This is a genomic window from Actinomadura macrotermitis, from assembly GCF_009604375.1.
Lineage (GTDB): Bacteria > Actinomycetota > Actinomycetes > Streptosporangiales > Streptosporangiaceae > Spirillospora > Spirillospora macrotermitis.
In genome coordinates this window covers 127,278-144,371 of sequence record NZ_WEGH01000003.1, presented here as the reverse complement: position 1 = coordinate 144,371, position 17,094 = coordinate 127,278, and the positions used below count along the sequence as shown (strand labels likewise).

General features: G+C 76.4%; 8 protein-coding genes. All 8 read left to right on the top strand.

Annotated elements, in window-relative coordinates:
* Positions 1-172: 172 nt before the first annotated feature.
* The 8 genes from ACRB68_RS21855 to ACRB68_RS40580 all read left to right on the top strand — a co-directional run bounded on the left by ACRB68_RS21855 (position 173) and on the right by ACRB68_RS40580 (position 17,094).
* Positions 173-1,336, top strand: a complete 1,164-nt coding sequence (locus ACRB68_RS21855; protein WP_235959856.1) for an aminotransferase class I/II-fold pyridoxal phosphate-dependent enzyme — start codon at positions 173-175, stop codon at positions 1,334-1,336.
* Positions 1,333-2,439, top strand: coding sequence for a Gfo/Idh/MocA family protein (locus ACRB68_RS21850; protein WP_328594562.1), 1,107 nt, complete (start codon positions 1,333-1,335; stop codon positions 2,437-2,439). Before ACRB68_RS21855 ends, ACRB68_RS21850 begins: the two co-directional genes overlap by 4 nt.
* Positions 2,429-3,109 carry an HAD-IA family hydrolase gene (locus ACRB68_RS21845; RefSeq protein ID WP_153535462.1) on the top strand — a complete coding sequence of 227 codons (681 nt, stop codon included), beginning with the start codon at positions 2,429-2,431 and terminating at the stop codon, positions 3,107-3,109. The genes ACRB68_RS21850 and ACRB68_RS21845 overlap by 11 nt, the downstream gene beginning before the upstream one ends.
* Positions 3,110-3,209: 100 nt before the next feature.
* The gene (locus ACRB68_RS21840; protein ID WP_328594561.1) at positions 3,210-4,859 is read left to right on the top strand and encodes an ABC transporter substrate-binding protein; all 1,650 of its coding nucleotides are present in this window, start codon (positions 3,210-3,212) and stop codon (positions 4,857-4,859) included.
* A complete protein-coding gene (locus tag ACRB68_RS21835) occupies positions 4,852-5,838 on the top strand; it encodes an ABC transporter permease (protein WP_328594560.1) in 987 nt (328 codons plus the stop codon). The genes ACRB68_RS21840 and ACRB68_RS21835 overlap by 8 nt, the downstream gene beginning before the upstream one ends.
* A complete protein-coding gene (locus tag ACRB68_RS21830; protein WP_153535458.1) occupies positions 5,835-6,695 on the top strand; it encodes an ABC transporter permease in 861 nt (286 codons plus the stop codon). Before ACRB68_RS21835 ends, ACRB68_RS21830 begins: the two co-directional genes overlap by 4 nt.
* Positions 6,692-7,660, top strand: coding sequence for a glutathione S-transferase C-terminal domain-containing protein (locus ACRB68_RS21825; protein ID WP_153535456.1), 969 nt, complete (start codon positions 6,692-6,694; stop codon positions 7,658-7,660). Before ACRB68_RS21830 ends, ACRB68_RS21825 begins: the two co-directional genes overlap by 4 nt.
* Positions 7,661-7,689: 29 nt before the next feature.
* Positions 7,690-17,094, top strand: coding sequence for a type I polyketide synthase (locus tag ACRB68_RS40580; RefSeq protein ID WP_207709789.1), 9,405 nt, complete (start codon positions 7,690-7,692; stop codon positions 17,092-17,094).

Sequence of the window (17,094 nt, the reverse complement as noted above, 5' to 3'; positions counted from 1 at the left end):
AACGCGCGCCCCGCCCGCAACAGAGGGGGGTCATAGGGGGGTCGTCAGGGGATAAGGGCGCCCCCCTTTCTCGTTAGCGTGATCGCAACGGCAATCGCCCTGGCACGCACTGGTCCGGAGCGAGATCGGATTCTTGCGGACACGGAGGAAAGCGCGACCAATGACGACTGCATTGACGAATTCGCGAACGGCTCCCCGATTCCCTGAATGGCCGCAGTACGACGACACTGAACGGTCCGCGCTGACCCGCGCCCTGGAGCAGGGCCAGTGGTGGCGCGTGGGCGGCGGCGAGGTCGACGCGTTCGAGCGCGAGTTCGCCGCGCTGCACGGCGGCGGCCACGCGCTCGCGGTCACCAACGGCACCCACGCGCTGGAACTGGCGCTGCAGGTCCTCGGCGTCGGGCCGGGCGACGAGGTGATCGTGCCGGCCTTCACCTTCATCTCCTCCTCCCAGGCGGCGCAGCGGCTCGGCGCCACGGCGGTGCCGGTGGACGTGGACCTGGCCACCTACAACATCGACCCCGCGGCGGCCGAGGCGGCGATCACCGCGCGGACCAAGGTGATCATGCCGGTGCACATGGCGGGCCGGATCGCCGACCTGGACGCCCTCGGCAAGGTCGCCGAGCGCGCCGGCGTCGCGCTGCTGCAGGACGCCGCGCACGCCCACGGCGCCGAGTGGAAGGGCCGCAAGGTGGGCGAGCTGGGCTCGGTCGCGGCGTTCAGCTTCCAGAACGGCAAGCTCATGACCGCCGGCGAGGGCGGCCTGGTGCTGTTCCCCGACGAGGAGGGACGCGACCTGGCCTTCGTGCGGCACAGCTGCGGCCGCCCGCCGGGCGACACCCGCTACCTGCACCGCACCTCCGGCTCGAACTTCCGCCTCAACGAGTTCTCCGCCGCGGTGCTGCGCGCCCAGCTGTCGCGCCTCACCGCGCAGGTGGAGACGCGCGAGCGCCGGGCGGCGGTGCTGGAGCCGCTGCTCGCCGGCGTCCCCGGCGTGGTGCCGCAGGGCCGCGACGAGCGCGCCACCCGCGTCCCGCACTACATGGCGATGTTCCGGGTGCCGGGCATCGGCGAGGAGCGCCGCAACGCGCTGGTGGCCGAGCTGGTCCGCCGGGGCCTGCCCGCCTTCGTGGTCTTCCGCGCGATCTACCGCACCGACGGCTTCTGGGAGACCGGGGCGCCGGACGCGACACGCGAGGAGCTCGCCGAGCGCTGCCCCAACACCGAGCTGATCCACGCCGAGGGGATCTGGCTGCACCACCGCACGCTGCTGGCCGGCGAGGACGAGGTCCGCGCCATCCCCGAGATCATCGCCGACGCGCTGGAGACGCTGTGAGCGCGGGCACCGGCCTCGATCGGCCGGTCCGCACGGTCCTGGTCGGCTACGGATGGGCGGGCCGGACCATCTGGCTGCCGCGGCTGCAGGAGCACTCCGGCTACGAGGTGACCGCGGTCGTCGAACCCGACCCGCGGGCACGGGCGACGGTCCCCGGCGCCCGCGGGCTCGCCGACGTCGCGGAGGTGGACCCCGCCGAGACCGACCTGGCGATCGTGGCCGTCCCCAACCACCTGCACGCGCCGGTGGCCGAGCGGCTGCTGCTGCGGGGCGTGCCGGTGTTCGTCGAGAAGCCCGTCTGCCTGAGCGTCGCCGAGGCCGACCGCCTCGCCGCGGCCGAGCTCGCCGGCGGGGCGGTGCTGCTCGCCGGCAGCGCCGCCCGGTACCGCGCGGACGTGCGGGCGCTGCACGAGGAGGCCGCCCGGCTCGGCCCGGTCCGCCACCTGGACCTGGCCTGGGTGCGGGCCCGGGGCGTCCCGGGCGCGGGCGGCTGGTTCACCGACCGCGGCCGGGCCGGCGGCGGCGCCCTGGTGGACCTCGGCTGGCACCTGCTGGACGCGGCCGGCCCGCTCCTGGACGACGCCGAGTTCGCCCAGGTGGCCGGCGCCGTCTCGGCGGACTTCGTCAACAGCGGCGACCGCCGGGCCTCCTGGCACGCCGGCGGCGCGGACGGCGCGGCGGGCGACGTGGAGGACACCGCCCGCGGCTTCCTGGTCACCGCCGGCGGCGTGTCGGTGTCGCTGCGCGCGAGCTGGGCCTCCCACGAGGCCCGCGACGTCACCCGCCTCACCGTCGAGGGCGAGGCCGGCACCGCCGCGCTGACCTGCACGTTCGGGTTCAGCACCAACCGCTGGCCCGGGCCGGCGCTCACCCGCACCCGGCACGGCGTCACCGCGGCGGTGCCGCTGCCCGACGAGCCGGTCGGCGCGGAGTACCTGCGCCAGCTGGACCGGCTGCCGGGCCGCCTCGCCGACCCCGCGAGCCGGGGCCGCGCGATCGGCCGGGCCCGCCGCACGATCGCCACGATCGAGCGGCTGTACGCCTCCGCGCTGCCGGGCCGCGGCACCGCCGCCCCTCTGCCGGAGGCCGTCCATGCCGGGTGACGCGGGCGGCGGGCCGCACGCCGTCGTGTTCGACCTCGACGGGGTCGTGGTGGACAGCTTCGCGGTGATGCGCGCGGCGTTCGACACCGCCTACGCCGAGGTGGTGGGCGACGGCCCGGCCCCCTTCGCCGAGTACAGCCGCCACCTCGGCCGCTACTTCCCCGACATCATGCGGATCATGGGGCTGCCCCTGGAGATGGAGGAGCCCTTCGTCCGGGAGAGCTACCGCCTGGCCGACCGGGTCACCCTCTTCCCCGGCGTGGTGGACCTGCTGGACGAGCTGCGCCGGCGCGGCCTGCGCCTCGCCGTCGCCACCGGCAAGAGCGGCCCCCGCGCCCGCTCGCTGCTGGACACCCTCGGTGTCCTGGACCGGTTCGCGTACGTCATCGGCTCCGACGAGGTGGCGCGGCCGAAGCCCGCGCCCGACATCGTGCGGCGCGCCCTGGAGCTGCTGGAGGTCGCCCCGGACCGGGCGCTCATGATCGGCGACGCGGTGACCGACCTGGCCAGCGCGCACGGCGCGGGCGTCACGGCGGTCGCCGCGCTGTGGGGCGAGTGCCACGAGGCCGAGCTGCTCGCCGCCTACCCCGACGCGGTCGTGCGTCACCCCGCCGAACTGCTCGACCTGTGCCCGGCCCTCGGGCCGTTCACCGACGCCCTCACCGAATGAGGCCCGCCTGACCCGCTCCCGCCCTGCCCGCCCGCGACCCCGTCCCCCCGTCCCCGATCCCGCCACGCCCCCCACTCCACCCCACGATCACGGAGAGCCCGTGTACCGATCAGACAGACCAGCAACCCGCGCCGTGCTCCTCGCCCTGACGGCCGCGCTGCCGCTCGCCCTCGCGGCCTGCGGCGGCGGGACGGACGGGAAGGCGGCGGCGGACGGCGGCGCCCCCGTCGACGGCGGCAAGCTGGTGTTCGCGGTGAACAGCGAACCGCTCGCCCTCGACCCGCACACCAGCCCGCAGGACGTGACCGCCATCTTCACCCGGCCCGTCCTGGACTCGCTCGTCGCGCTCGACTCCGCGGGCACGGTGAAGCCCTGGCTGGCCACGTCGTGGAAGCTGTCGCCCGACCAGCGCAGCTACACCTTCACGCTGCGCCGCGACGTGACCTTCAGCGACGGCACCCCCTTCGACGCCGCCGCGGTCAAGGCCAACCTCGACCACATCGTGGACCCGAAGACCAAGTCGCAGCTGGCCGCGTCCCAGTTCGGCCCCTACAAGGGCACCGACGTGGTGGACCGTTACACCGCCCGGGTGAACTTCGCCAAGCCGCACTCGCCGTTCCTCAACGTGCTGTCGACCGTCTTCTTCGGCATGGAGTCGCCGGCCGAGCTGCGCAAGGGGCCGCAGGCGCAGGCGTCCGCCATCGTCGGCACCGGCCCGTTCATCATGGAGCGCTACACCCCGCACCAGGGCATCACCTACCGGCGCAACCCGGCCTACAAGTGGTCCTCGCCGAACGCCGCCCACCAGGGGCCGGCCCGCCTGGCGCAGCTGGAGATCAAGATGCTGCTAGAGGACTCGGTCCGCTACGGCGCGCTGACCAGCGGCCAGGTGAACGCGATCACCGCGGTGCCGCCGGCCAACCTGAGGCTGGCCGACCGCGACAAGCGGCTGCGCGTCGAGCGGGTGCCCGCGGGCACCTACTCCTACTTCCCCAACACCACCAACGGCATCTTCACCGACGCCAAGGTGCGGGACGCGTTCCGCTCGGCCGTCGACTTCCGCACCCTGGTCGGGTCGCTGTACTTCGGCGCCTTCAAGAAGGCCTACAGCCCGCTGTCGCCGCAGGCGCCCGGCTACGACAAGGCCACCGAGACCCAGTGGGGGTACGACCCGGCCAAGGCCGCCCGGCTGCTGGACGAGGCGGGCTGGACCGCCCGCGACGGGCAGGGCTACCGCACCAAGAACGGCCACCGGCTGACCGTCCGCTGGCCCATCCTGCGGGCGCTGGACCGCGAGTCGCGCGCGACCCTCGCCGAGCAGGTGCAGGCCGAGGTCAAGAAGCTCGGCTTCGAGGTGCAGCTGCAGAACGTGACGTTCAACGAGTACCTGGTCAAGTACGGCAAGGCCGACTACGACCTGCTCGACTACAGCATGCGCGCCGACGCCGACTCGCTGCGCAGCCTGTTCGACACCTCCAACATCACCAAGGGGCCGCGGCTCACCCAGAACGCGGCCCGCTACTCCGACAAGGAGGTCGACGGCTGGTTCCAGCAGGCCCTGGCCAGTTCCGACCAGGCCAAGCGGCTGGCGCTGTACACCCAGGTCCAGCACAAGGTCACCGAGCAGGCCGTGGTGTTCCCGGTCTACGTCCAGTCGGTCCTGCTCGGCCGCAGCACCCGGGTGCACGGCATCGGGTTCGACACCCAGTCCTTCCCGCTGTTCCAGGACGCCTGGATCACCCGTGGCTGAGTCCGCCACCCACGTCCGCCCCCCGCGCCGGGCCGCCCGGCGCGGGGCGCGGCCCCTGCTGCGCGCCGCGGCACTGCGGCTGGCCGCGTCGGTGCTGGTGTTCTGGGGCGCGGTGACGGCGTCGTTCGGCGCGCTGCAGGCCGTCCCCGGCTCGACCGTGGACGCCCTGCTCGGCAACAACGACGCCTCGCTGGAGGTCCGGGCGCAGATCATCCGCGAGTACGGCCTGGACCGCCCGCTGCTGGAGCAGTACCTGACCTACCTCGGCCACGCGCTGACCGGCGACCTCGGCCGGTCCTACCAGCTGAACCAGCCGGTGACCCAGGCGATCGGCGCGTCGCTCGGGTCGTCGCTGCGGCTCACCGCCTCCGGCATGGCGCTCGGGCTGGCCGCGGCGACCGTGCTGGCGCTGCTCACCGCGCACCGGCGCCGCTGGGTGCGCGCGGTGTCCTCGGGCGTGGAGCTGCTCGGGGTCTCGCTGCCGGTGTTCTGGGTGGGGATCTTGCTGCTCACCCTGTTCTCGTTCCGGCTCGGCTGGTTCCCCGCCGTCGGCGGGGACGGCGCGGCCGGGCTGGTCCTGCCCGCCGTGGCGCTCGCCATCCCGGTCACCGCCGTGCTCACCCAGGTGATGCGCGAAGGGCTGGAGCGCGCCCTGGAGCAGCCGTTCGTGCTGACCGCGCGGGCCCGGGGCATGACCGACGCGGGCGTCCGGCTGCGGCACGCGCTGCGGCACGCCCTGCTGCCGGTCGTGACGCTCGTCGGCTGGCTGTTCGGGGTGCTGCTCGGCGGCATGGTGGTGACCGAGCGGGTCTTCGGGCGGCCCGGCGTGGGCCGGCTGGTCGTCGAGGCGGTCGTGGCCAAGGACCTGCCCGTCGTGCTCGGCGTGGTCGTCTGCTCCGCCGCGCTGTACATCGCCGTCAACATCGCGCTCGACCTGTGCTACCCCGTCATCGACCCGCGGCTGCGGGGGGCGTCATGACCGCCCCCACCGCCGCGGTCCCCGCCCTGCGGACCGCCGGGCGCCGCCGCGCCGCGTGGCGGCCGGGCCTGTGGGCGGCCGGGCTGTTCCTCGGCCTGGTGGTCCTGGCCGCCCTCGCGCCCGGCCTGCTGGCCAGCGGCGCGCCCGACGCCGCCAACGCGCTCGCCGTGCTGCGCCCGCCGAGCTCCGCGCACCCCTTCGGCACCGACGCCAACGGCCGCGACGTCCTCACCCGGGTGATCTACGGGGTCCGGCCGTCGCTGCTGGCGGGCGTCGGCGCGACGCTGCTCGCGCTGCTCAGCGGCAGCGCGCTCGGGCTGCTGGCCGGCCTCGGCGGCCGGATCGCCGACGCGGTCGTCATGCGCGCGGTGGACATCGTGCTGTCGCTGCCCTCGCTGCTGCTCGCGCTGCTGTTCCTGGTCGTCACCGGGCCCGGCACCCTGCCCTCGGTGCTGGCCATCGCGCTCTACACCATGCCGATCTACGCCCGGCTGGTGCGGGTGCAGTCCAGCGTGGTGGGGCGCTCGGGATACGTGGAGGCGGCCGTGTCGCTCGGGCTGAGCCGCACCCGGATCGTGCTCCGGCACGTGCTGCCGAACGCGTTCGCGCCGCTGGTCGTGCTCGCCACGATCGAGGTCGGCGCGGCGCTGGTGGCGGCGTCCTCGCTCAGCTACCTCGGGTTCGGCCCGAAACCGCCCGCCCCCGAGTGGGGCGCGATGCTCGCCGCCGGCCAGGAGTACTTCGCCGTCGCCTGGTGGATGGCGGTGTTCCCCGGCCTGGCGATCAGCACCACCGTCCTGTCGATCACCGCTGTGGGGCGCGCGCTGCAGCGCCGTTCCGAAGGGAGGCGCGCATGAGCCCGGCCTACGCCGGCCCCGCCGACGTGGCGGCGCACGGGGAGTACGGCCCCGGCCGCCTGGACCTGTCGGCGGGCTGGAACCGGCCCCGCTACCCCTTCCAGGGCCGGATCACCGCCGACGGGTCCGGCGGGTTCCCCGCCGAGCCCGGCCGCTACCACCTGTACGCCTCCTACGTGTGCCCGTGGTCGCAGCGCTCCGTCATCGTCATCGGCCTCAAGGGGCTGCGGGACGTGGTCTCGGTGTCGTACGTCGACGACGAGCGCGACGGGCGCGGCTGGGCGTTCCGCGAGCGGCGCGGACCCGACCCCGTCAACGGGTTCGCCTTCCTCCAGGAGGCCTACGACGCGACCGAGCCCGGCTACCCGGGGCACCTGTCGGTCCCGGTGCTGTGGGACCGCGAAACCGGGCGGATCGTCAGCAACGACTTCCCCGACATCTCCCTGGACCTCGGCACCGCGTTCGACGCCTACGGCGACCCCTCCGTGCGGCTGTACCCCGAGCACCTGCGCGCCGAGATCGACGAGCTGAACGCCTACGTGTACGAGAACGTCAACAACGCCCCCTACCAGGCCGCGGCGGCCGTCACCCAGGAGGACTTCGAGTCCTGGCGGGACCGGCTGACCGGGGCGCTGGAGACCCTCGACCGGCGGCTCGCCGGCCGCCGGTACCTGCTCGGCGACGAGCTGACCGAGGCCGACGTCCGGCTCTGGCCGACGCTCGCCCGCTTCGACCTGTTCTACAACCCGATGAGCGGAGTGAGCGAGCGGCCGCTCACCGGATACGAGCACCTGTGGGCCTACGCCCGCGACCTGTACGCCCGGCCCGCGTTCCGCGACGCCACCGACCTCGCCGCGCTCCCCGCCCTGCTCGCGCGCGCCCGGGCGATCGTCAACGCGGACGTGCGCCGCCTGAAGGTCGAGCCGCGGCTCGCCGACTGGGACGCCCCGCACGGGCGCGGCTGACCCCGCACCCACCCCGAGGAGAGGACGCCATGCTGCGCACGGAACTGATCCGCCCCCTCCACGAGCTGCTGGCGGCCAACGCCCGGCGGCACGGGGACAAGACCGCCTTCTCCGACGCCCGGCGGGCGGTGACGCACGCCGGGCTGGACCGGCGCACCGCCCGGCTCGCCGGGCACCTGGCGGCGCACCCCGACGGCCCGCGCCTGCGCCCCGGCGACCGGGCCGCCCTGCTGCTCGGCAACCGGGTGGAGATGGCCGAGGGCTACCTGGCCGTCACCCGCGCGGGCGGGATCGGGGTGCCGCTCGACCCGCGCGGCACCGACGCCGAGCTGGCGTACCTGCTCGCCGACAGCGGGGCGCGCGTCGTCCTCACCACCGCCGCGCTCGCCGGGCGCGTCGCCGCCCTGGACCTGCCCGGCGGGCCGCCCCGCCTGGTCGTCGCGGGGGAGGGGCCCGTCCCGCCCGGCGCCCTGCCGTACGAGGAACTGGCCGGCACCGAACCGGCCGGACCCGCGCGCGACGACCTGCCGCTCGACGCGCCCGCCTGGATGCTCTACACCTCCGGGACCACCGGCCGGCCGAAGGGGGTGCTGTCGTCGCAGCGCTCCTGCCTGTGGTCGGTGGCCGCCTGCTACGTCCCCGTCCCCGGGCTGACCGCGGACGACCGGGTCCTCTGGCCGCTCCCGCTGTTCCACAGCCTGTCGCACATCGCCTGCGTGCTGGCGGTCACCGCCGCCGGCGCGAGCGCGCACCTGCTCGACGGCTTCGCGCCGGACGACGTGCTGGAGGCGCTGGCGGAGCGTTCGACCACCTTCCTGGCGGGCGTCCCGGCCATGTACCACCAGCTCGTCCGCGCCGCCCGCACGCAGGGGGTGACCGCCCCGGACCTGCGCGTCTGCCTGGTCGGCGGCGCCGTCACCACCGCCGAGCTGCACCGTTCGTTCCAGGACGCCTTCGGGATCGCGCTGCTGGACGCCTACGGCAGCACCGAGACCTGCGGCGCCATCACCGTCAACCGGCCGGACGGGCCGCGCGTGGCGGGGTCGTGCGGGCAGCCGGTGCCGGGCCTGGACGTCCGGCTGGTCGACCCCGACACCGGAGCCGACGTCGGCCCGGACACCGAGGGCGAGGTGTGGGTGCGCGGCCCGAGCGTCATGCTCGGCTACCACGACCGCCCGGAGGAGACGGCGGCGGCGCTGCGCGACGGCTGGTACCGCACCGGCGACCTGGCCCGCCGCGACGCCGGCGGCTTCTTCACCGTCACCGGCCGGATCGGCGAGCTGATCATCCGGGGCGGGGAGAACATCCACCCCGGCGAGGTCGAGGAGGCGCTGCGCGCGGTGCCCGGCGTCGCCGACATCGCCGTCGCGGGCCGCCCGCACGAGGTGCTCGGCGAGGTCCCCGTCGCCTACGTGGTGCCCGGCCCCGGCGGCTTCGACGCGCGGGAGCTGCTCGCGGTGGCCCGGGAACGGCTGTCGCCGCACAAGGTCCCCGAGGAGGTCTACGAGATCGACCGGGTGCCGCGGACCGGCTCGGGGAAGACCCGGCGGCACGCCCTGCTCACCGGGCCCGCCCGGCTGCGCGCCGCCGCGGCCCCGCCGCCGCCCGCCGAGGACGCCGCCCCCGACGCCGCCGTGGCCGCCGCCCTGCGCGCCCGGCTGCTCGAAACGCCCGCCCCGGCCCGCGCCCGCGTGCTCACCGACCTCGTCCAGACCGAGGTCGCCGCCCTGTACGACCTGCCGGACGGCACCGCCGCCCGGCCCGGGACCGCGTTCCGCGACCTCGGGCTGACCTCGGCCCACGCCGTCGCCCTGCGCGCCCGGCTGACCCGGGCCACCGGGCTGCGGCTGCCGGTCACGCTCGCCTTCGACCACCCGACGCCCGAGGCCGTCGCCCGCCACCTGGCCGCGTCGCTGCTCGGCACCGAACCGGCCGGCGCCGCGCCTGCGGCGCCCGCCGCCGACCCCGGCGACCCGATCGCCGTGGTCGGCATGGCCTGCCGCCTCCCCGGCGGGATCACCTCCCCCGAGGACCTGTGGCGGCTGGTCACCGAGGAGGGGGAGGCGATCGGCCCGTTCCCGGGCGACCGCGGCTGGGACCTGCACGCCCTGTACGACCCCGAGCCCGGCCGCCCCGGCCGCTCCTACGTCAAGGAGGGCGGCTTCCTGGACGACGCGGGCGGCTTCGACGCCGCCTTCTTCGGGATCTCGCCCCGCGAGGCCCTCGCCATGGACCCGCAGCAGCGGCTGCTGCTGGAGACCTCGTGGGAGGTGCTGGAACGCGCGGGCATCGACCCGGCGGCGGTCCGCGGCACCGAGGTCGGCGTCTACGCCGGGGTGATGTACCACGACTACGCCACGGGGCCGGGCACCGTCCCCGCCGACCTGGAGGGCTACCGGAGCACCGGCTCGTCGGGTGCCGTCGCGTCCGGCCGCATCGCCTACGCCCTCGGGCTGCAGGGCCCGGCGGTGACCGTGGACACGGCCTGCTCGTCGTCGCTGGTCGCGCTGCACCTGGCGGCCCGCGCGCTGCGCGCGGGGGAGTGCGAGCTGGCCATCGCGGGCGGCGTGGCGGTGATGGCGCGCCCCGGCTCGTTCGTGGAGTTCTCCCGGCAGCGCGCGCTGGCGCCCGACGGCCGCGCCAAGGCGTTCGCCGACGCCGCCGACGGCACCGCCTGGTCGGAGGGCGTCGGCGTCGTGCTGCTGGAGCGGCTGTCGGACGCACGGCGCGCCGGCCACCGGGTCCTGGCGGTGCTGCGCGGCTCGGCCGTCAACCAGGACGGGGCGTCCAACGGCCTGACCGCGCCGAGCGGCCCCGCGCAGGAGCGCGTCATCCGCCGGGCGCTCGCCGACGCCGGGCTGTCGGCGGCCGACGTCGACGCCGTCGAGGCGCACGGCACCGGCACCGCGCTCGGCGACCCCATCGAGGCGGGCGCGCTGCTCGCCACCTACGGCCAGGACCGCCCGGCGGACCGGCCGCTGTGGCTCGGCTCGCTGAAGTCCAACATCGGGCACGCGCAGGCCGCCGCCGGGGTGGCGGGCGTCATCAAGACGGTGCAGGCCCTCCGCCACGGCGTCCTGCCCCGCACCCTGCACGTGGACGCGCCGAGCAGCCGGGTGGACTGGTCGTCCGGCGCGGTCGAGCTCCTCACCGAGGCACGGCCGTGGCCGGCGACGGGCCGCCCCGCCCGCGCAGCGGTCTCGGCCTTCGGCGTCAGCGGCACCAACGCCCACGTCATCCTGGAACAGGTCCCGGAGTCCGCCCCAGACGAACCTGAACCACTCCAGCCAACCGCAGCGCCGCAGCCCCTCACGGCACGCGACCCAGACGCACTGCAGGAGCAGGCTGCGCGGCTTGTGGACGAGCCCGAACCGCTGCAGGCCACTGCGCTGCCACGGCCCCTGTCTGCGCGTGATCCAGACGCGCTGCGGGAGCAGGCGGACGAGCCCGAGCCGCTGCCGGGCACTGCGCTGCCACGACCCCTCTCTGTGCGCAACCCCGACGCGCTGCGGGAGCAGGCGGCCCGGCCTGCGGACGAGCCCGAACGGCAACAACCCACTGCGCTGCCCTGGATCCTCTCTGCGCGCGACCCCGACGCGCTGCGGGAGCAGGCGGCGCGGCTGGCGGACCGTCCGGACGCCGGGATCGCCGATGTGGGCTACGCGCTGGCCACGACCCGGGCGCAGCTCGAACACCGGGCGGTGCTGGTCGCGACCGGGTCGGATCAGGCACGGGAGGCGTTGCGGGCGTTCGCCGCTGGCGGGGAGGTGCCCGGCGTCGTCACCGGTACCGCCGCGCCGGTGTCCGCTCCGGTGCTGGTGTTCCCCGGCCAAGGGGCGCAGTGGGCCGGGATGGGCGCGGAGCTGCTGGAGTCCTCGCCGGTGTTCGCGGCCCGCATCGCCGAATGCGAACAGGCGCTCGCCCCGCTGACGGGCTGGTCGCTCACCGGCGTCCTGCGGGAGGAGCCCGGCGCGCCGTCGCTGGAGCGGGTGGACGTGGTGCAGCCGGTGTCGTTCGCGGTGATGGTCGCGTTGGCGGCGGTATGGGAGTCGCTGGGCGTCGTCCCCGCCGCCGTGGTCGGCCACTCCCAAGGCGAGATCGCGGCGGCCTGCGTCGCGGGCGCGCTGACGCTCCAGGACGCCGCCCGCGTGGTGGCGCTGCGGGCGCGGGCGATCGCCCGCCGGCTGGCCGGCCACGGCGCGATGCTCGCGGTGGAGCTGCCCGCCGAGCGCGTCGCCGCGCGGCTCCCCGGCGGGGTCGAGATCGCCGTCGTCAACGGGCCCGCCGCGACCGTGCTGGCCGGCGCCCCCGGCCCGGTCGACGCCCTGCTGGCGGCGTTCGAGGCCGAAGGGGTGCGCGCGCGGCGGCTGCCCGTCGACTACGCCTCGCACACCTCGCACGTGGCCGCCGTCGAGGACGACCTGCGGCGCGACCTCGCCGGGATCGTCCCGGCCCCGCCGCGGACGCCGTTCTACTCCACCACCGAGGGGCGCTGGATCACCGGCACCGCGCTGGACGCCGCGTACTGGTACCGCAACCTGCGCGAGCCGGTCCGCTTCGGCGCGGCCGTCGCGGCGCTGGCCCGCGACGGGCACCGCGTGTTCGCCGAGTGCTCCAGCCATCCGGTGCTGACCTCGGCGATCGAGGAGGCGCTGGACGCGGCGGACATCTCCGGCGTCGTGACCGGGACGCTGCGCCGCGGCGACGGCGGGCCCGCCCGCCTGATCGCCTCCGCCGGGCACCTGTGGGCGCACGGCGTCCCGGTGCGGTGGCGCGCCCTGTTCGACGGCCTGCCGGTCCGCCCCGTCGACCTGCCGACCTACCCGTTCCAGCACCGGCGGTACTGGCTCATACCGGAGCGGACCGCCGACGAGCCGACCGCGCCGCCGCTGTACGGCCTCACCTGGAACCGCCACACCGGCCCGGCGGAGCCCCGCCCGGCGGGCACGCGGATCGTGCACGTCGCCCCGGGCGAAGGAGGCCCGGAGCGGGTGCGCGAGGCGACGGGCCGCGTCCTCGCCGAACTGCAGGCCCTGCCGGACACCGGCGCGCATCTCGTGGTCGTCACCAGCGGCGCGGTCGCGCTCCGCGACCCGGCCGAGGTGACCGACCCCGAGGCCGCCGCGGTGTGGGGGCTGGTCCGGTCCGCGCAGTCGGAGCTGCCCGGGCGGATCACGCTCGTCGACACCGACGCGCCCGGCGGGCCGCTGCCGGACCTGCCCGAGGGCGAGCCCCAGGTGCTCTTCCGGGACGGGCGCCCGTACACGCCGCGCCTGGCGGCGCTGCCCGCCGCACGCCCCGCCGCGCCGCTGCGGCCGGGCGGCACCGTGCTGATCACCGGCGGGACCGGGACGCTCGGCGGCCTGGTCGCGCGGCACCTGGTCACCGCGCACGGCGCGCGGGACCTGCTGCTGGTCAGCAGAAGCGGCCCGGCCGCGCCCGGCGCCCCCGAGCTGATCCACGAACTGGCCGCGCTCGGCGCGCGGGTCCGCGTCGTCGCCGCCGACGTGGCGCGCCGCGACGAGGTGGCGCGGGTGCTGGCGGAGATCCCCGGCGAGCATCCCCTCACCGCCGTGGTGCACGCGGCCGGCACTCTCGACGACGGCGTGGTGGAGGCGCTCACGCCCGGGCGGCTGGACGCCGTCCTGGCCGGGAAGGCCGACGCCGCCGCGCACCTGGACGAGCTGACCCGCGACGCCGACCTGGCCTGGTTCGCGCTGTTCTCCTCGGCGGCGGGGACGTTCGGCAACCCCGGCCAGGGCAACTACGCCGCCGCCAACGCCTACCTCGACGCGCTGGCGCACGCCCGGCGCGCCCGGGGCCTGCCCGCGGTGTCCCTGGCCTGGGGCTGGTGGGAGGCCGAGAGCGGGCTCACCGCGCGGATCGACGCCGCGTCCGCCGCCCGGCACCGCCGCTCGGGCGTCCTGCCGATGCCCACCGAGGCGGCTCTGGCGCTGCTGGACGCCGGGCTGGCCGCCGCCCACCCGGCGCCGGTGCCCGTCGCGCTCGACCTGCCGGGCCTGCGCGAGCGCGCGGCGGCCGAGCCCGTCCACCCGCTGCTGCGCGACCTGGTCCCTCCGGCCGCCCCTGAGCCGCCCGCGGCCGGCCGCGACGCCGAACCCGGATACGCCGAGCTGGCGCCGGCCGAGCGGAAGCGGGTCCTGCTGGACCTGGTGCGCCGCCACGCCGCGGCCGTCCTCGGGCACTCCGGGGCCGACGCCGTCGCGCCCGACCGGCCCTTCAAGGAGGCCGGGTTCGACTCGCTCACCGCCGTCGAGCTGCGCAACCGGCTGGCCGGGCCCACCGGGCTGCGGGTGCCCGCGACCGCGGTGTTCGACCATCCGACGCCGGCCCGGCTCGCCGCGCACCTGGCGGCCGAGATCGGCGGCGAGGAGGCCACACCCGCCCCTGCGCCCGCGCCCGCCCCGGCGGCCCGCCCGGCCGACGACGACCCGATCGCGATCGTGTCCATCGGCTGCCGCTACCCGGGCGGCGCCGTCGACCCCGACGGCTTCTGGCGGCTCGTGCACGACGGCGTGGACGCGATGACCGACCTGCCCACCGACCGGGGCTGGAACCTGGACGCCTACGACCCCGACCCCGACCGCCCCGGCACCTACTACGTGCGCAAGGGGTCGTTCGTGGACGCGACCGGCTTCGACGCCGAGTTCTTCGGGATCTCGGCCCTGGAGGCCGTCGCGATGGACCCGCAGCAGCGGCTGCTGCTGGAGGTCACCTGGGAGCTGCTGGAACGGGCGGGCCTGGACCCGCACGGGCTGCGCGGCGCCCCGGTCGGGGTGTTCACCGGCGTGATCCACCACGACTACACCAAGCTGCTGTCGCCGCCCCCGCCCGAGCTGGAGGGCTACCGCCTCACCGGGACGGCCGGGAGCGTGGCCTCGGGCCGCATCGCCTACACCCTCGGGCTGAACGGGCCCGCGATCACCGTCGACACGGCCTGCTCGTCCTCGCTGGTCGCGCTCCACCTCGCCGCGCACGCGCTGCGGCGCGGCGAGTGCGACCTGGCCATCGCGGGCGGCGCCACGGTCATGGCGACGATGGACAACTACATCGACTTCTCCCGGCAGCGCGGCCTGGCGCCCGACGGCCGCGCCAAGGCGTTCGCCGCCGCCGCCGACGGCACCGCCTGGTCGGAGGGCGTGGGACTGCTGCTGCTGGAGCGCCTGTCGGACGCCCGCCGCGCCGGGCACGAGGTGCTGGGGATCATCCGCGGCTCGGCGCTCAACCAGGATGGCGCCTCCAACGGGCTCACCGCGCCGAGCGGCCCGGCCCAGGCCGGTGTCATCCGGCGGGCGCTCGCCGACGCGGGGCTGTCGGCCGCCGACGTCGACGCCGTGGAGGGGCACGGCACCGGCACCACGCTCGGCGACCCCATCGAGGTCCGCGCGCTGGTGGAGACCTACGGCCGCGAGCGCGACCCGGACCGGCCGCTCTGGCTCGGCTCGGTCAAGTCCAACATCGGGCACAGCCAGGCCGCCGGCGGCGTCGCCGGAGTGATCAAGATGCTGCTGGCGATGCGGCACGGCGTCCTGCCGCGCACCCTGCACGTGGACGCGCCGACGCCCGAGGCGGACTGGTCCGCCGGGACGGTGCGGCTGCTCACCGGCAACCGCCCCTGGGAGCGCGGGGAGCGGCCCCGGCGGGCGGCGGTGTCGGCGTTCGGCGTCAGCGGCACCAACACGCACGTCATCCTGGAGGAGCCGCCCGCCGAGCCGCCCGCCGTGCAGCCGCGCGAGGAGCAGGGCGAACCGCCGGTGGCCGCCCTGCCGCCACTGGTCCTGTCCGGAGGCTCCGCGGCAGGCCTGCGCGCCCAGGCCGGACGTCTGCTGGACCGCCTGGAAGGCCGCACGGATCTCAAGGACATCGCGTACTCCCTGGTCACCACGCGCGCGGCGCTCGCCCACCGGGCCGTCGTCGTGGGGGAGGACCGCGCGGCCCTGCTCGCCGGGCTGGCCGCCCTGCGCGACGGCGCCCCGCATCCCGCGCTCGTCGAGGGCGCCGGGAGCACCCCGGCGTCCGGTCCCGTGCTGGTGTTCCCCGGCCAAGGGGCGCAGTGGGCCGGGATGGGCGCGGAGCTGCTGGAGTCCTCGCCGGTGTTCGCGGCCCGCATCGCCGAATGCGAACAGGCGCTCGCCCCGCTGACGGGCTGGTCGCTCACCGGCGTCCTGCGGGAGGAGCCCGGCGCGCCGTCGCTGGAGCGGGTGGACGTGGTGCAGCCGGTGTCGTTCGCGGTGATGGTCGCGTTGGCGGCGGTATGGGAGTCGCTGGGCGTCGTCCCCGCCGCCGTGGTCGGCCATTCCCAAGGCGAGATCGCCGCGGCCTGCGTCGCGGGCGCCCTGTCCCTGGAGGACGCCGCCCGCGTGGTGACATTGCGCTCCCAGGCGATCGCCCGGACCCTGGCCGGGCGCGGCGGGATGCTCGCGGTGGCGCTGCCCGCGGAGAAGACGGCCGACCGGCTCCCCGACGGCGTCGAGATCGCCGTGGTCAACGGCCCGGCGGCGACCGTCGTCGGCGGGGCGCCCGAGGCGCTGGACGCCCTGGAACGCGACCTGGCCGCCGAAGGGGTCCGGGTCCGCCGGATCGCCGTCGACTACGCCTCGCACACCGGCCAGGTCGAGGCGGTCCGCGACGACCTCCTGACGGCCCTGGCCGGCCTGCGCCCCGCCGCGCCGCGCGTCCCCTACCACTCGGCCGCCGAGGTCCGCCGGATCGAGGACGCCGGGCTGGACGCGGCGTACTGGTACCGCTCGCTGCGCGGCCGGGTCCGGTTCGGCGAGACCGTCGCCGCCCTCGCCGCCGAAGGCCACCGGGTGTTCCTGGAGGTGAGCGCCCACCCGGTGCTGACCCCGTCGATCCAGGAGGCGCTGGAGGACGCGGGCGTGACCGGCGTCGTCGCCGGGACGCTGCGCCGCGACGACGGCGGCGCGGGCCGCCTGCTGGCCTCGGCCGCCGAGCTGTGGACCCGGGGCGTGCCGGTCGACTGGACCCGGATCCACGCGGGCACCGGCGCCGCCCGGGTCCCGCTGCCGACCTACGCCTTCCAGCACCGGCCGTACTGGCCGCAGGTGCGGGAGGCAGCCGGGCCGGAGACCGCGCCCGCCGCGGCCCCGGCCGAGCCGGACGACCGGCTCGCGGGCCTGCCGCCGGAGCAGCGGGATGCGGCGCTGCTGGAGCTGGTCGCCGCCGAGGCCGGCGCGACCGTCGGCTCCCCGGACCCGCTCGCCGCCGACACCGTCTTCTTCGACGTCGGCTTCACCTCGATCCGGGCGACCGAGCTGCGCAACCGGCTCACCGCGCGCACCGGGATCAGGCTCAGCCCGACCGTCGCGTTCGACCACGTGACCCCCGCCATGCTCGCCGAGCACCTCGGCGACCTCCTGGACGCCGAGACCACCAAGGAAGGCGTGAGCTGA